Genomic DNA, 16,526 nt, shown 5'->3' on the forward strand with positions numbered 1-16,526 from the left:
CAACCTGTAAACACCTTTTTGTAGAAAAATGACGTTTTTTAGAAAATTTCGTAATTCCGGCACCTGGTGAAAACTCAAAGGGGAACTGCCCGCGGCAGCGTTCCCGCCACAGGCGAAAATAGCGGTAAATACGGCCAAAAACAAACAAGAAGCGCATGCCCGGCCCGGAATTAACGGGCGAAATGCGGCTGCGAAGGTGCTCACGAAAGCCGGTCTATCGCACCAAGTACAAGGTCGCGATGATCGGAGCCCCGCATGATGCCACACCATGGGAGGACAGATGGACATTACGGCCCGCCCGCGCGTTGTATTGCACGCCACAATCGACCGTGCCGGATGGCACAAAAGCCCCCCCCGATTTTCACATTATATATAAAGAGCACCATAAACACGGTGACAACCCGCTTCGATGCAGTGCAGCATCGGGTCAGGCACCGGGCAAATCGGGGAACAAAAAGGGGAATAATTCAGCTTGTTAAAGGATTGCCATTTTCCTGCCACTGTCCGCAGGCAGATGGCGCCCACCGGGGATGAGGAATTTCAGAAGACCTCAACACTTCTTAAACCTTCATACTGGCACACTGCTTTTGGCAATTTAGCATACAGGGTGCGGTAATTGGGGTTTCACAATTGCCCGTCATTTTGTATAACAATTCCGCCGATGTTGCCAAAAAGAGCAACTCGTTGGGTACACTGCATTTTTGACGACAGGGGAGATCTACGGCGATGGCCGGAAGACAAATCGTATCGTTTGCTGCACTTGCGGCCATCATTGGCGGGACAACCGGCTATATTCTTTCTGACACACAGCAGGGGCACCATAGTCCGCTTTCTGCCTATGCGGCAGAAGTCACGACCATGCCAAAACCTGCACTGTCACCAAAGCATCACCTCGTCAAAGAGATTGCTTCTGTAGCTTCAACGGCTCAGGTGATCGAAGGTTCCCAAAAAAATCTCGATAATTCATCACGGCAGGACACTGTCGTTTTGGAGAAAGGCTCGAACCTGATGGCGGTTCTGACCGGAGCGGGCCTGGAACGGTCTGTTGCGTTTGAAGCCATTGAGGCGCTGCGCGACGTTTATAACCCGCGCAAATTACGCGCCGGGCAGGAATTTGATCTGGTTTATGCCAGCGAAATCAGCGGTGATACCGGCGACCTTCTTGATACCTTGCGTTTTCAGCCCGATGCGGAAACCATTGTTTCGGTATCGCGGACCGATGACGGATTTAGCGCCTCGACCGACAAGGTAGAGTTGGTAAATTCGCCCAATGCGACAAGCGGCACCATTGACCAGAGCCTGTTTATGGCGGCGGAAAAGAACGGCATGCCGTTATCTGTGCTTATGGAAATGATCAAGCTTTACAGCTATGACGTTGACTTTCAGCGCGACATTCAGCCCGGCGACAGCTTTGAAGTCATGTATGACGACATGAAAAACACCAAGGGTGACCTGGTGCGCCATGGTGACATTGTTTATGCCAGCATGAATATTCGCGGCACCGATTATCGGCTGTATTCCTATACCGACAGCGATGGCAATCAGGATTTTTACAACGAAAAAGGCGAATCATTTCGCCGTGCCCTGATGCGCACACCGATTAACGGTTCGCGCCTGTCATCGGGGTTTGGCATGCGCAAACATCCGATTTTGGGATATAGCCGCATGCATCAGGGGGTCGACTTTGCCGCCCCGACCGGCACCCCGATTTTTGCCGCCGGTAACGGCACCATCGAACGGATTGGCAAGGCTGGCGGGTATGGCAATTATATTCGCCTGCGCCACAACAGCACCTATGAAACCGCTTATGGCCATATGTCGCGTTTTGCCAAAGGGCTTCATACCGGATCGCGGGTTAAACAGGGTGATGTGATTGGGTATGTCGGCATGTCTGGCACAGCCACCGGCCCGCACCTGCATTTTGAAATTTTGAAAGCCGCCCATCAGGTCAACCCGATCAGCGTAAAAATGCCGAGCGGACGGACCCTGACCGGGAAGGAACTTGATCGTTTCCGCAACAATTCAGAGCTGTTGCAAAAACAATATGCCGAATTGTCGATCGAAGGGGCGAAAGTTGCCAGTGCCGACTAACTGACCATACGATTTGTAAACTCCCCAAACCCTGCCAGTTCCCTCTGGCGGGGTTTTCTTTTATCGGGCTTGTCAGTGATGTGGCATGTAAGATCATTGAACAAATGCCTGAAGTTCCCCCAGCATCACGTCATAAAATTCCCGGGCCACACCCGAAAGCGGATGAACATTTGAGGTAATAACTTCGAGGGGTTCGAGAATTTGCGGGCGAAAGGGCAGCAGCCGGACGTTGGAGAGATTAAACGAATCGTCAAAGAAACGGCAATTAAGCGCATCGACCAGCGCCACCCCGACGCCAAGATTAACAAAAGACAGGGCATGAACTGTTGTGTGAACTTCCACCGCCCGGTTAACGCTCAGCCCGCGTTCGGCATAAATCGCCTTTAATGCCTTGGTCGTGGCATTTTCGGAATCAAGGGTGATCCACGGAGAATCGGCGATGATTTCCGGCGTCAGTTCAGTCAGGTTTGCTGCCGGATGGTCTTTGTGGATGGCACAATGGCATAGTAGATCCATCGCAACCGATTCATGGCTGAAAGAACTTTGGGATTTATCGACCAGACCAATCTGATATTGGCCGGTTGAAATGCCCTGGCGGATCACGGAACAGCCCGCCTGATGCAGGCTGACCTGCACACCGGGATGTTTTTCCAGATAGCGCGCAATCAGTTCGGGCAGGAACCGGTAAGACGGCCCAAAGATACTGCAAATGCGCAAGCGCCCTGCCTTGTTGTTTTTTGCCGCTTTCAGGCTGTCATCAAGATGGTTAAGCCCCTGAAGCAACGCATAAACCTCGTCATGAAGGAAATGGGCTTCGTCGGTCGGGATCAGTTTGCCGTTGCTGCGTGCAAACAGTTTATAACCAATATCGCTTTCAAGATTGGTCAGCATTTTGCTGGCTGCGGGCTGGCTGACAAAACTTCGCTCTGCCGCCCGGGTGATGCTGCCAGTTACAAAGACTTCATGAAAAATCCGCAGGCGTTTGACATTCATCTTCATAACCTAACGTTATAACCATATCAAAAACATTCAATACCATTATTAAAATACTTGTTCTAGCATCGCAAGATGCGCCGGGTCAGAGCGCAGATAAAACAACAAAAAGCACGGTACCGAACTGTGCCGTTTCTGTCTGGGAATATGTTTTTGGGGCGTATGCCCACAAAAAAAACGTTTAAAAACAGGGAATCAACATGAATAAAGTGACCTCCATTGTGGCCGCTGGTACCGCAGTTTTTTTGATGCAGGCTGCCACAAGTACCGCCGCCATGGCACAGGACAAGGCCTCGACCTTGCAGCAGGTTAAAGATCGCGGCTATCTGAGCTGCGTTATTGGCAATTCCTTCCCCGGTTTCTACAGCCTTGATAAAGATGGCGAATGGCAGGGCATGGATATCGACATGTGCCGGGGTGTTGCCGCCGCCGTGTTTGGCGACCCGACAAAAGTAAAATTCATGCCGGTTCAGTGGGCGCAAAGTTTTACCACCATCAAAAGCGGTGAAGGCGACATGCTGTCAAAAGGCATGACCTGGACGCTGTCACGCGATACCAGCCAGGGCCTGGACTTTCTGGAAACCTATTTTTACGACGGCCAGGGTTTCATGGTGCGCAAGGATCTGGGCGTGAACTCGGTCAAGGATTTGAAGGGGGCCACGGTTTGCGTTTTAACCGGCACCTCAAGCGAATTGAACCTTGCCGATTACAGCCGCACCCACGGGCTCGACCTTAAAACCGTGGTGTTTGATGATTCTGCCGTGCGCAATACCGCCTTTTTCAATGAAAACTGCGATGCCCTGACCAACGACAAATCGGGCCTTGCGGCACAGCGCTCCGCCGCACCAAACCCCGATGATTACATCGTGCTGCCCGAAACCATTTCCAAAGAAGCCTTGTCGTTTGCCGTAACCCAAAATGACAGCGAATGGGCAAACATTGTCAAATGGACCTTCGAAACCATGGTGGCGGCCGAAGAATATGGCATTACATCGAAAAATGTTGATGACCTGCGTGCGAACTCGGAAAACCCGGTTATTCGCCGTATTCTTGGCGTTGAAGGCGATTTAAACACCGGTTTGGGCCTGTCGCCAGACTGGGCGTATCAAGTGGTCAAAGCGGTTGGCAATTACGGCGAAATTTACGAACGCAATGTGGGCACCAATAGTGTTCTTGGCCTTGAACGCAAAGGCACGCTTAATGCCCTGTGGCAGGATGGTGGCCTGATGTACGCGAAATCTTTCCGCTAGCATCTTTGCACTTCAGGCAGGTTTTCGAACCTGCCTGAGACTGCGTTTTCGCAAAACTTTCGACGCATTTGCAAGGTTCGGTTCATCGGCATGATCCCTTCGTCCCCGCGCAAGCAGCCTGACGTCTCCCCTGCCCGTTTCAGGCCAAAAATGGTGCAAAGCCGCAACCTGTTTTCATTTTTGAACAAGGATTCGACCCGCGCCAACATTATCCAGGGTGTGGCGCTGCTGCTTGTGTTGTGTCTGTTTCTTTATCTGTTTTCAAATGCAGCCCACAATCTTGACCGATTGGGGATGATGTTCGGGTTTGATTTCCTGAACTCGACCGCCGGGTTTGATATTAGCTGGAGTATCATTCCCTATAACCCCGGCATGAGCTATTGGCGGGTGTTTTTTGTTGGCATCACCAACACGCTTGTCCTGTCGTTTGTCGTGATTTTTTTTGGCACCGTGATCGGGACCATTGTTGGCATTTTGCGCCTGTCGCACAATCCGCTGGTCGCACAGCTGGCACGTTGTTATGTCGAAGTGGTGCGCAATGTGCCGCTGCTGATCCAGATCATTTTCTGGTTTACAGCCGTTTTTTCGGCCCTGCCACCGCCGCGCCGGGGATATGAATTTGGCGGTTTGTTCTTTCTGAACAATCGCGGATTTTACTTTCCCGCACCTGGCACGGACATCTCGCCGATATGGTTCATCGGCGCGTTATGTGCCTTTGCGCTTGGCGGCTGGTATTTGCTCCGCATCTTGCGCGCAGTTAAAATTACGCAGGCGAAAATGCCCCTTTCCATTTTGCTCGGTTTGGGGGGCTGGGGTGTCTTGCTGGTGGCCTGCGGTGGTGTTGCCAGCCGGTTTTTAAGCTGGTCAGTGCCCGCCCTTGATGGCTTTAACCTTGAAGGCGGGCAATATATTCCCGCCGCATTCGGGGCGGCCTTTGTTGCCATGACGGTTTATCGCTCTGCCGCCATTGCCGAAACGGTGCGTGCGGGAATGCAATCCATCGACAAGGGCCAGCACGAAGCTGCCGCGACCATCGGCTTTTCGCGTTATCAGACCTTACGCCTTGTGCTGATCCCCCAGGCTGTGCGGGCGATTATTCCACCGCTGGCAAATTCCTGGCTGGTAGCAGTCAAGGATTCGTCGCTGGCCGTGGCAATCGGCTTTCCCGAGGTTGTATCGGTTTTCATGCAGACATCGATCAATCAGACCGGTCGCGCGATCGAGATCATATCGATGGTGATGGGCTTTTACATCGTGGTCAGCCTGATCATTTCCTATCTGCTCAACAGATATAACGCCCATGTGCAGTACAAGGTCAGATAAATGAACAATGATGCCGGGCTAAAGCAGTTCGTTGCAAAACCTGCACGTGTGCCGCCCCACAATGACCAAAGCCTTGTGCGCCGTATTCACAGCCGTTGTTTTAACACGCCTGGCAACAGCGTGCTGACAATCGCGGTGATTATTCTGGCCTGGTATATTATCCGTTCGGCGCTGGACTGGGCGGTATTTGATGCGATGTGGAATGCAGATACAAGGCGCGAATGTTTAAATATCAGCCCGAACGGGGCCTGCTGGGCCGGGGTGATCAGCTGGTTTAACGGCCTGATTTATGGTCGTTACCCGGCCGATCAGCAATGGCGGGTTGATCTTGGTTTTATCCTTGCCGTGATGTGGCTGTTCCCGCTGATGAGCAAGAAAATCGCTTATCGCAATTTTATTCTGGTGTCATGGATAGGGTTATATCCGTTTTTCGGGGCTTATCTGTTTCTGGGCGGGGAATTTGGTGCCGAAGTCGGCATTATTCACGCCCTGTTCACCAGCCTTGCTGCCGGTTTTTTCATATTGTTGTATGCAAACTGGCTTTTGGCGGCCTTAAACCAGCCCGACCTTTGCGAGCGGGTGCGCCCGCTGGTCGCGTGGCTGTTTCCACGTGGTATACAGGTCATATGTTTGCTGGTGGTTTGGGGCGCCCTCAGCCTTCCGGTTGCACTTATATTGTCGCAGATGGCGTTGGAACCCGTCGCCATTGAACGCTGGGGCGGATTGTTCCTGACCCTGATCATTGCAACCTTCGCCATTACCATGTCGATCCCGATTGGTGTTGTGCTGGCCTTGGGGCGGCAGTCCAAATTACCGGTCATTCACTGGATGTCGCTTCTGACAATCGAGCTTGTGCGGGCCGTACCGTTAATTACGGTTCTGTTCATGGCCGTGACGCTGTTGCCGATTTTCCTGCCCAGCGACATGGAACTCGACAAACTGTCGCAGGTTCTTTTTGCCGTCTGCATTTTTTCTGGCGCCTATATGGCCGAAAACATTCGCGGCGGTTTGCAGGCGATCCCGCGGGGACAATATGAAGCCGCGCAATCGCTGGGTCTGGGATATTCGATGACCATGCTGTTGATCGTGCTGCCCCAGGCGCTACGCCTGATGATCCCCAATATCATGACATCCTTTATCAGCATTTTGAAAGATACCACGCTGGTGTCGATTATTGGCCTGTTCGACATCATGCTGATGGCGCGCAACATCGCAAATGACAAGGACTGGATCGGTCTGCATACCGAACCCATCGCCATGATCTCGATCCTGTTTTTTATCATTTGCTACAGCATGTCCCAATACAGCCTTAACCTTGAAAAACGCCTGAAGGCAGATCGCTCATGACCTTGCAAAATCATCTGGCAACCGCCCCTGTGCCACCTGCCCGCGCAATCGAAATAAGCGGACTTAACAAATGGTATGGTGCCCATCATGTGTTGCGCGACATATCGCTAAATGTCGCTGAAACCGAAATTATGGTGGTGTGTGGGCCGTCCGGGTCTGGCAAATCAACGCTGATCCGATGCCTGAACCACCTGGAAGAATATCAGGAAGGCCATATTTCGGTGTTTGGCAACGCGTTGCAGCGCGACAGCCAAAGCGAGCGGTTTATTCACCAAACCATGGGCATGGTGTTTCAAAACTTTAACCTGTTTCCCCATTTAAGCGTTTTGCAAAACTGCACATTGGGGCTGACCTGGCTTCGCAAAAAATCCGAACGCGAAGCCCGCGACATTGCCATGTCCTTGCTGGACCGGGTTGGCATTGCCGATTTGGCGCACCGGTTTCCCGGGCAAATTTCGGGCGGGCAGCAACAGCGCGTGGCGATTTCGCGATCCCTGGCGATGGACCCGAAAATCATGCTGTTTGACGAACCCACATCGGCACTGGACCCTGAAATGGTCAAGGAAGTGCTTGATGTGATGGTCAACCTTGCCAAAACCGGGATGACGATGGTGTGCGTTACCCATGAAATGCAGTTCGCGCGCCAGGTCGCCGACCGGGTTGTTTTTATGCAAGACGGCGAAATTGTTGAAGTTGGTCCGCCAGAGCAGGTTTTACTGAACCCGCAATGGGACCGCACCAGGGAATTCCTCGACCATATTCTATAGCTGCTGGCAGCATCGGGGCTTGCCCCCGCCAAACCACACGAAACCAACCGCGTCACAAGAACGGAAAATGATCGAAATGTTGGCAAAACATTCATCGACTTACACCCATGCGCCCTATTGGCTTGAAGACACGTCGATCGCCGCCGCACCGGCAACATTTCGGCGCCATGCCCTACCCGCTTTCGCCGATGTGGTTATTGTCGGTGGCGGCTATACCGGTTTGTCGGCCGCCATTACATTGGTCCGCGCCGGATTGAAGGTTGCCGTGCTTGAGGCGGGGCAATTGGGCAACGGGGCCAGCACGCGCACCGGTGGCATGTTGGGGCCAAGTTTTAGCAAGCTGGGCGCAAGCGGGCTGGAACGCCAATACGGGCGCGACCAGGTGCATGCCTCGATCAAGGAAAGCCTTGCGGCCTTTGACTGGCTGGTGACGTTTATTCGCGACGAAAACATCGATTGCGACCTGCAAATCTGCGGGCGGTTTCGCGGGGCCAGTCACCCCAAACATTATGCAGGGCTGGTTGAACAGGCCACCGCGCTGGCAAAAATTGTCGATTTCCCGGCAATCGAGGTTAGCCCCGGCCAACAGCACGGGGAAGTCGGCAGTAATCGCTATTATGGCGGGATCGTCTATCCGACCGACGGCGCAGTCCACCCGGCAAAGCTGTTTCGCGGCTTGTGCCAGATTGCGCAAAACGAAGGAGCGATGCTGGTTGAACAAACACCGGTGCGGAATGTTGAAAAGCAAAACGGGCAATTTACCGTTCACTTTGACAACGGACAAATCACCGCCGGGCATGTGATTATTGCCACCAATGGCTATACCAACGGGGCATTTTCGCAATTCAAACGGCGGCTAATCCCCATTCGCTCCGCCATGATCGCGACAGAGGAACTGCCAGATCAGGTTATCCGTTCGGTTTCGCCCAAACTACGTTGCCACGGCAGTACAGAACGATTGTCGGTTTATTACCGGCCCTCGCCGGATGGAAAGCGTATTTTGTTTGGCGGGCGCGCCTTTGGCCGCGGCGATCGACCAGACCTTTATTCACAATATCTGCGCAATTTTATGGTCCGGTTGTTTCCCCAGCTTGCAGCGGTGAAAATCGATTATGCGTGGTCGGGGATGATTGCCTATACCTTTGACCATGTCCCCCATATTGGCGAACTCGACGGGCTGCATTATGCCATGGGGTATTGTGGGTCCGGCGTTGGGCGATCCAACTATTTCGGGCGCAAGATTGCCCAAAAGGTTTTGGGGCTGGCCGAGGGCCGCACCACATTTGAAGATTACCCGTTCAAGGGACGGCCTTTATATAGCGGCAACCCTTGGTTTTTACCCGCGATCATGAAATGGCATGAGCTGGCCGACCGCATGGGGTGGTAGATACGCCCACCAAATACCTGCCAATATCACGAAATGCCAAAACAAAACGCCGGAGGGATCGATGCCCCTCCGGCGTTTTGTCGTATCCTGACTGTTTAAAAACCGCCGGGCTGATCAGGCCGCGTCGCGTTCAAACTGCAATTTGGCCAAGCGGGCATAAAGCGGGCTGGTTTCAAGCAATTCGTGGTGCGAGCCAATGGCGATAAGCTGGCCATCATCAATCACGGCGATGCGGTCTGCATGCAGCACGGTTGACAGCCGATGAGCGATCACCAGTGTTGTCCGCGATTTCATGATGGTTTCAAGCGCCTTTTGCACCACCTGTTCGCTTTCGGCATCGAGCGCGCTGGTGGCTTCATCAAGCAGCAACACCGACGGATTACGCAAAATGGCACGGGCAATGGCAATACGCTGACGCTGCCCGCCAGACAGACGCACACCTTTTTCACCAAGGAAGGTATTAAAGCCATCGGGCAAGCGATCAAGGAACTCGCTGGCATAGGCGGCATCGGCGGCGGCGCGCACATCAATATCTGATGCGTCGGGGCGACCGTAACGGATGTTTTCCCACGCATTGGCAGCGAAAATTACCGGGTCCTGGGCCACCAGTCCCAACCGTTCACGCACGGCAATCGGGTCGGCCTGGCGAATTTCAACACCATCAAGCGAAATTGTCCCTGCCGCCGGGTCATAAAACCGCAGCAACAACTGAAACACAGTGGTTTTCCCGGCACCGGACGGCCCCACCAGCGCCACAGTTTCACCCGCCCGCACATCAAGCGAAAAGCCGGTCAGCGCTGAACGGTCTGGCCGGGCCGGATAATGGAAGGTGACATTTTCAAACCGGACATTGCCCTGATGATGATCGGGCATGGCGACGGTATTGACCGGGGCGGCAATGGCGGGTTGGGTTTGCAGCAAGGCAATCAGGCGTTCGGCGGCACCGGCTGCGCGCTGCAAATCGCCAATTACTTCGCTAATCGCGCCGACAGACCCTGCAACCACGACTGCGTAAAACACAAAGGCCGACAGTTCACCGGCCGAAATGGTGCCATTTAGCACATCATGCCCGCCGATCCACAAAATAACCCCGACGGCGCCAAACACCATGATAATGACCACGGCAGTCAGAAGGGCACGGGCCGAAATGCGCGAGATCGAGGTTTTAAAGGCCCCTTCAACGTAGCCGTTAAAGCGGTTGCTTTCGATTTCTTCATGGGTATAGGCCTGAACTGTGCGCAGCGCATTGATCGATTCTTCGGAAAAGGCACTGACATCGGCGATGCGGTCTTGCGAATCCCGCGATAACCGGCGCACCTTGCGTCCGTAAAATATGATCGGCACCACCACCAGCGGCACCACCAGCAACACAAGAGCGGTTAGTTTGGGGCTGGTAATTGCCAGCATCGCCAGGCCGCCAACAAACATCAGGATGTTGCGAAGGGCGATAGAAACGCTGGAGCCGATAACCACCTGCAACAGGGAAGTGTCGGTTGTCAGGCGTGACAACACCTCGCCGGTACGGGTGACTTCAAAGAAGCCGGGATCAAGGCGAATGATATGGGCATAAAGGGCACGGCGAATGTCGGCCACAACCCGTTCCCCGATCCAGGAAACCAGATAGAATCGGGAATAACTGGCAAGCGCCATTAAAATGGTGAAGCCAAAAAGAACAAATAGCGCCTGGTCAAGCAGGCCGCCATCGCCATCGGCGAAGCCCTTGTCGACCAGAAAACGCAACCCGTTGCCCAATGCCAGAACGGTCCCCGATGCCACGATCAGGGCAAGGGAGGCACCGGCAATTTGCAATTTGTAGGGTTTGATGAAGGGCAGAATTGCCCTTAAAGAGGAGAGGTCCCGGCTTCGATCACGATCTTCGAGACGGGCAGAGCTTCGCGGAGAGGGCGCCACGGCAACATTCCAGTTCTGTAATATCGACAGGAAAACGCCGGACCAAGGATTTAGTCCAGCGCGATCTTGTGCCCGGTCTTGACGGCAAGATCGGCAGCAAGCTGTTCGTGCAAGGTTGTGGCCCCCCGGGTGGAGCGCCAGCTTTCAGTGTCTTCGTCATAATCATAATGGCTTGCACCGCTTACGGGTGAAGACATCCAGATCTGACGGTTAAGGGCGTGTTTGTTTATAACAAACTGCTCGCCCGAGTCGAGTTCGATCGACAGAATACCGGCTTCCAGATCAACGTCAATCTTGTCGCCAATGGCATCGTCGATCACATCAGAGATGGTTTCGATGGTCTCGTCCGCAAGGCGATGGAAATAGGTTTCTTCAAGGGCCACAATCAAACTCCGTCTGTCAGGCGGGAGGGCGTCTTGCCATACCCATGATCGTTTTAGTGTGCTGGCGCACCATACTATATAAGGTGAAGCACGCAAGTAGCCATCATCAATGACGGCCAGGAAATGCTGCGTTTGGCTTCAACTGAGATATTTACCGTCACAGGGGTTGCGCAGTTGGTTTTTTTCGCCTATACACCGCGCTTCAAATTCCGGAGTGATAGGCGATGAAACAAGACATCCATCCCGAGTATCATGAAATCACCGTTCAGATGACGGACGGCAGCACCTACACCACGAAGTCGACCTGGGGTAAACCGGGCGACGTCATGAAGCTGGACATTGATCCGAAGAGCCATCCGGCTTGGACGGGTGTTCATCGTCTTCTCGACAGCGGTGGACAGCTTGCCAAGTTCAAGAAGCGTTTCGCTGGTTTCAATATCGGTAATAACTAAGAACACAAATCGCATTTTTTTGCGGTTTATGGGATTATCGCCCGCTACATCGAAAAGATGTGGCGGGCGTTTTTCTTTGCGCCGACACCTTTATTTGCCCCTTGGCAGCCCTCATATGCCCTACCTGACTATGGTATAAATCGCCTTTTCTTGCCATACTTGGCACCGGGACAGAATGATCGGGGCGAGAAGCATGTTTATCATGCCGTTTTCGCGGGAGCGCGAGGTATGAGCCAGGTGATCGCGCGCAAGCAGGTCAGCTATGAGGTCTATATAAAAGACCGTACGGGCAAATGGATTATCCATGCCCACTATACCGGTGCGCAAAAAAAGGTCGCTGAAGACGAAACCTATCAGCTTGAACGTGAAGCCCATGTGATGGCCGTCAAGCTGATCCGCGAGGTTTACAGCAGTGCGACCAACAGTGCTGACGAATATATCGTTTATCAGACCCGCGATGCCGAAGCCCGGCCCAAAATTGCTGCAACCCGTGCGCCCACTGCGCCAGGACAGGGGAGCGAAACCTCCACGACCGATCCCTCGGCCAATGCTGGCTCACCAACAGCATCCCCTTCGGCACACCCCAAAAATGCAAAAACCCTCCGCAAAAAAGATACGGGGATGTTCGGGCTGATCCTGAAAATGATGCTGGCATTTTGCGGGGCCATTGCCATTGGTCTGGCAACGATGCTGGGCGCGGCCCGCTTGTTGGAGTTTCTCGCCGAAAGCGGCTATCAAATGAGCCAGGGTGCGTTCGAGAAATCCAATTTCATTGCCTTTATTCTGGGGTTCATCCTGTCTATTGCGCCAATGATGATGGCCCTGAGCCAACGTTTCAGCCAATTTGGCAGCAAACGAAATACCGACGACCCTGCATCGCCATTAGCCCCTGCCCTGCCCAATGGCCCCACCGACGAGCAAATGCGAACAGCCCGTGCGGCGGCCCTGCGGCGCAGCCTGGAAGAAAATCGTGCGTTTCTGACAGATCAGGAAAGCGGCGACCCTGTTTCCGCCTCCGGTCCCAGTCCCGGCACCAGTCCCGGCACCAGTCCCGGTCCCGATTCCCGTGACGCCAATATGCTAGACGATGCATCAGGCCCCACCGACCTTACCGCACCTGATGACAGCCATATCGAAGCCGGGCAAGACAAAACCCCCGCCCTGCAAGCAACCCGGCAAATGATGAAAGACTTCATGGCCGGGTCGGTGAGGGCCATTCACGACGCATTACCGCAGCTTGACGCCTATCACAAATTTGGCATGAACCTTTATGTCGCAGGTGCCTGTGATGCCTGCAGCGAATATAATGCCCTGCCCGGCGAAAATGGCCGATCTGTTTTGCGCGACTGTATTTCGGCACTGGGAGCCAACGGCACCATGTCGGACACGTTTTGCGCCAGCCTTGATCAATACCTGCTGGAACCAAAATATAACGATATGTACGGGTCAGGACGCGATTCGATGATGGATTTCGTGAAAGATGAAAGCAGCATCACGGGTTCGGTGGCCCGGGCTCTTCATATCTGGTCGGAAAAGCCGGTGTCGGCGACGCGCGCGCAAGCAGGCAAAAACGTGCATGCGCTGATGTTTACCGATATCGTCAGTTCAACCCGCCTGACGCAGGAACTGGGCGATATTGGCGCGCAGCAAATCGTTCATGCCCATAACAAAATTGTCCGAACCGCCCTTTTGAACAATTACGGCAAAGAAGTAAAACATATGGGCGACGGCATTATGGCCGTGTTTCCGTCTTCAAACTCGGCGGTGGAGGGGGCGATAGAAATTCAAAAACAAATGGCCGCCTACAATGCGCGCGACGATCTGGAATTTCATGTCCGCATCGGCATCAATGCCGGCGAAGCCATTTCCGAAGAAAATGACCTGTTTGGGACTGTTGTTCAACTGGCAGCACGGGTTTGTGCCGCCGCAAGTGGCGATGAGACGCTGGTATCAATGGCGGTAAAAGAAACCTATGCCGGGAAGCGTGCTGCTTTTACATCGCGCGGGGTGCGCGACATGAAGGGCTTTGACGCCCCGGTAGAAGTGTTCGCCGTTACCAGCCGCCAATAGAAACATTGGGGGCACATGCCGCCCCCATTTTACCGAAAAATCCATACGGCTACGGCCCTTTGAACTGGCGAACTGGCGAACCGGCAACAACGGCCAGAACATATCCTGCTGTTTGGCAGGTTGTTATTTTTGCGGTTCCGGGGGGTCATTACAGGTGCGATACCGGGCGGCAACCTGCAGCTCCATGCGGGCGGCCCGCATATACAGGGCTTGCGCGCGCGCCATTAGCTCCAACAGGGCGGACGACGCCATAATGCAGTTTTCCTGTTCATCCTTGATACAAACCCTGATGTCCGCCATCAGGTCGTCGCTGTCCACCGCATCGGCCCAGTCGATTTCACCGGCTTCCACCGCGCGGACCGATAGCAGCCATGCCATTGTCCTGATCAGCCGGGTGGTCATGCGCATTTCTTCCCGAAACTGCGCCAGGGCACCGTTTTCGCGCAAGTTAAGCCGGTTTTGATGGCGATGGGCAGACAGATAATCCCGTGCCTCGACCAGCAAGGTCAGGGCCTCGTCATAGGTTTTTGAAAAAGGCACAATGACAAAGTTGCTGTCAGGGCTGCGCTTTTGCCTGAAGGACGGTGGATCATGTGTCATCCCCCGTATATTGGACCGTTTTCAAGACAGTTCAAGCATCGCGTCAGCCCAAAAACGAAGAGGCCGCTCCTGATAAGAGCGACCTCTGCCTCAACCTGCTAAACTTGCCGGACTGTTTTATTTTTTGAAAACCTATACGCTCGGCTCTGGCCGGGTCAAGTACATAAGTGTCAGAAATGTGACTATCGGTATTAGTACGTATGATCAGCACGAAAAAGAACCGCCCTATAAAAGGGCGGCCCAGTTTAACAGGGAGGCATCGAAACATCACGTTCGACAAGGGATCAAGACTGAACCCTTAATCTTACATATAGAACAGCAGAATTAACATTCAATGAACCCAGGGTTTATTTTATCGTTTAAATGACAACCCTATGAATTTTATTTGAAATATTCAGGTTCTAAACAGAGCCTCTGCTCCCTTGCGCACCCCGTCACGCCGGATCAATGCCTGTTCCACCCGTTCAATTTCAGACAACAATACAGATTTATAGGCTGCCAGGTTTTCGACTGACATGTCTTCAAGGTCGCGCGGAATGCCCACCGGCATGCCTGCCGCAGCGATTTTCAAAAGATCATCATCCGTCATCTTCGCCCTCCACTCTTGTTGTTTCAAAGGCTCTGTCACAAAAATCAGCCCGGTCTTGCAAGACGCCATCCCACCAAAACCACACGGACCACACCAACATGGCGACAAAAGCCTTTCATCTATCGCTCTGAAAACTAGATAATAAGCAATGATCACTTTCGCCATAAAGGACGAGCCATGAGCGCGCAAAAAATTCCCGAGACCATCAAGGTCATCGCCATTGAAAATAGCGGTGAAAACGGCCAACTGGTGACACAAAGCGCCCCCTGCCCCCAACCGGGCCCCGGCGAGGTACTTGTCAAGGTTGCCGCCGCCGGTATTAACCGCCCCGATTTAATGCAGGTTGCAGGCATGTACCCGCCGCCCCCCGGCGCATCGGACATTCCCGGTCTGGAACTGGCCGGGCAAATTGTGGCCTGCGGCGCGGATTGCGGTGAATGGCAAGCCGGGATGGATGTGTGCGCACTGGTTACCGGCGGGGCCTATGCCCAGTATGCCGTTGTGCCCGCGCAACAGTGCCTGCCAGTCCCCAAGGGCCTGAGCATGACCGAGGCCGCCTGCCTGCCCGAAACGTTTTTTACCGTCTGGCACAATGTGTTCGACAAGGCACAGTTACAGGCTGGCGAAGTCTTTTTGGTCCATGGGGGCACATCGGGCATTGGCACCACCGCCATTCAAATGGCCAAGGCCATGGGGGCCACGGTTTTTGCCACGGCGGGCAGTGCCGATAAATGCCAAGCCTGCCTTGATCTGGGGGCAGACCACGCCATTAATTACCGCGAGCAGGATTTTGACACCGCGGTTATGGACCTGACCGATGGCAAAGGCGCCAATGTTATTCTTGATATGGTGGCAGGCGATTATATTGGCCGCGATTTCAAATGTGCCGCCCAGGATGGCCGCATTGCCGTGATTGCCTTTTTGGGCGGCCCCAAGGCCGATACCAACTTTTTGCCGCTGCTGCGCAAACGCCTGACCCTGACCGGCTCCACCCTGCGCGCCCAGCCGGTGGCCGCCAAAGGGGCCATTGCCGCCAAACTGCGCAAAACCATTTGGCCGCTGATTGATGCGGGCAAGATCAAACCGGTTATTTACCGCGAAGTGGCATTTGACGATGCCCAGCAAGGACACAATATTCTCAAAGAAGGTGCTCATATCGGCAAAGTCGTGATAAAAATGATGTAAATGCTGTAATCTCGACCCGGTTTTTGGCTTTTAACGCCCCAAATCGGGTCGGGAAAAATATTCTTGCCCTTTGGACGCAACAGAATGTTGCTTTTAGGTGCGCATTGACCGAAAAGAACGCTGTGGTGCGTTGGGCATTCGCGCGCGGCTGGCTGCTGGTTGGCCCGCTGCATTGCCG

At 53.7% G+C, this 16,526-nt stretch carries 14 protein-coding genes; 9 read left to right on the top strand and 5 right to left on the bottom strand.

Annotated features, from left to right (window positions below; all coding sequences use genetic code 11):
- The first annotated feature begins 726 nt into the window (after window positions 1-726).
- The gene (locus TMES_RS10125) at window positions 727-2,091 is read left to right on the top strand and encodes a M23 family metallopeptidase (protein WP_245835332.1); all 1,365 of its coding nucleotides are present in this window, start codon (window positions 727-729) and stop codon (window positions 2,089-2,091) included.
- A gap of 93 nt (window positions 2,092-2,184) precedes the next feature.
- Here TMES_RS10125 and TMES_RS10130 read toward each other — a convergent pair whose 3' ends face one another.
- On the bottom strand, window positions 2,185-3,084 hold the full coding sequence (locus TMES_RS10130; protein ID WP_085582116.1) for a LysR family transcriptional regulator: 900 nt from the start codon (window positions 3,082-3,084) through the stop codon (window positions 2,185-2,187).
- A gap of 200 nt (window positions 3,085-3,284) precedes the next feature.
- Between TMES_RS10130 and TMES_RS10135 the strand changes: the two genes are divergently transcribed.
- The 5 genes from TMES_RS10135 (at window position 3,285) to TMES_RS10155 (ending at window position 9,158) form a co-directional block, all read left to right on the top strand.
- Window positions 3,285-4,334, top strand: a complete 1,050-nt coding sequence (locus TMES_RS10135) for an amino acid ABC transporter substrate-binding protein (RefSeq protein ID WP_085582118.1) — start codon at window positions 3,285-3,287, stop codon at window positions 4,332-4,334.
- 90 nt (window positions 4,335-4,424) lie between these two features.
- Window positions 4,425-5,657: an amino acid ABC transporter permease gene (locus TMES_RS10140; RefSeq protein ID WP_085582120.1), complete on the top strand. Its 1,233-nt coding sequence runs from the start codon at window positions 4,425-4,427 to the stop codon at window positions 5,655-5,657.
- Window positions 5,658-7,004, top strand: coding sequence for an amino acid ABC transporter permease (locus TMES_RS10145; RefSeq protein ID WP_085582122.1), 1,347 nt, complete (start codon window positions 5,658-5,660; stop codon window positions 7,002-7,004).
- The gene (locus TMES_RS10150) at window positions 7,001-7,771 is read left to right on the top strand and encodes an amino acid ABC transporter ATP-binding protein (protein ID WP_085582124.1); all 771 of its coding nucleotides are present in this window, start codon (window positions 7,001-7,003) and stop codon (window positions 7,769-7,771) included. Before TMES_RS10145 ends, TMES_RS10150 begins: the two co-directional genes overlap by 4 nt.
- Before the next feature lie 67 nt (window positions 7,772-7,838).
- The gene (locus TMES_RS10155; RefSeq protein ID WP_245835334.1) at window positions 7,839-9,158 is read left to right on the top strand and encodes an NAD(P)/FAD-dependent oxidoreductase; all 1,320 of its coding nucleotides are present in this window, start codon (window positions 7,839-7,841) and stop codon (window positions 9,156-9,158) included.
- A gap of 114 nt (window positions 9,159-9,272) precedes the next feature.
- Here TMES_RS10155 and TMES_RS10160 read toward each other — a convergent pair whose 3' ends face one another.
- Complete coding sequence (locus TMES_RS10160; protein ID WP_085582126.1) at window positions 9,273-11,069, bottom strand: ABC transporter transmembrane domain-containing protein; 1,797 nt, start codon at window positions 11,067-11,069, stop codon at window positions 9,273-9,275.
- A 50-nt stretch (window positions 11,070-11,119) separates the two neighbouring features.
- On the bottom strand, window positions 11,120-11,452 hold the full coding sequence (cyaY, locus tag TMES_RS10165) for an iron donor protein CyaY (RefSeq protein ID WP_245835336.1): 333 nt from the start codon (window positions 11,450-11,452) through the stop codon (window positions 11,120-11,122).
- 224 nt (window positions 11,453-11,676) lie between these two features.
- On the opposite strand from cyaY, the gene rpmE reads away from it, so the two are divergent.
- The gene (rpmE, locus tag TMES_RS10170) at window positions 11,677-11,904 is read left to right on the top strand and encodes a 50S ribosomal protein L31 (RefSeq protein ID WP_085582130.1); all 228 of its coding nucleotides are present in this window, start codon (window positions 11,677-11,679) and stop codon (window positions 11,902-11,904) included.
- Between the two features lie 228 nt (window positions 11,905-12,132).
- Window positions 12,133-13,974 (top strand): adenylate/guanylate cyclase domain-containing protein, encoded by a 1,842-nt coding sequence (locus tag TMES_RS10175; protein ID WP_085582132.1) that lies wholly within the window; start codon window positions 12,133-12,135, stop codon window positions 13,972-13,974.
- Window positions 13,975-14,097: 123 nt separating this feature from the next.
- Here TMES_RS10175 and TMES_RS10180 read toward each other — a convergent pair whose 3' ends face one another.
- Together TMES_RS10180 and TMES_RS10185 are read right to left on the bottom strand one after the other, a co-directional pair.
- Window positions 14,098-14,574 (bottom strand): DUF1465 family protein, encoded by a 477-nt coding sequence (locus TMES_RS10180; protein WP_085582134.1) that lies wholly within the window; start codon window positions 14,572-14,574, stop codon window positions 14,098-14,100.
- 394 nt (window positions 14,575-14,968) lie between these two features.
- A complete protein-coding gene (locus TMES_RS10185; protein ID WP_085582136.1) occupies window positions 14,969-15,163 on the bottom strand; it encodes a DUF1192 domain-containing protein in 195 nt (64 codons plus the stop codon).
- Window positions 15,164-15,340: 177 nt separating this feature from the next.
- Here TMES_RS10185 and TMES_RS10190 point away from each other — a divergent pair, with 177 nt between their 5' ends.
- Window positions 15,341-16,348, top strand: coding sequence for an NAD(P)H-quinone oxidoreductase (locus tag TMES_RS10190; protein ID WP_085582138.1), 1,008 nt, complete (start codon window positions 15,341-15,343; stop codon window positions 16,346-16,348).
- Window positions 16,349-16,526 lie beyond the last annotated feature (178 nt).

This window comes from Thalassospira mesophila (assembly GCF_002115755.1).
Lineage (GTDB): Bacteria > Pseudomonadota > Alphaproteobacteria > Rhodospirillales > Thalassospiraceae > Thalassospira > Thalassospira mesophila.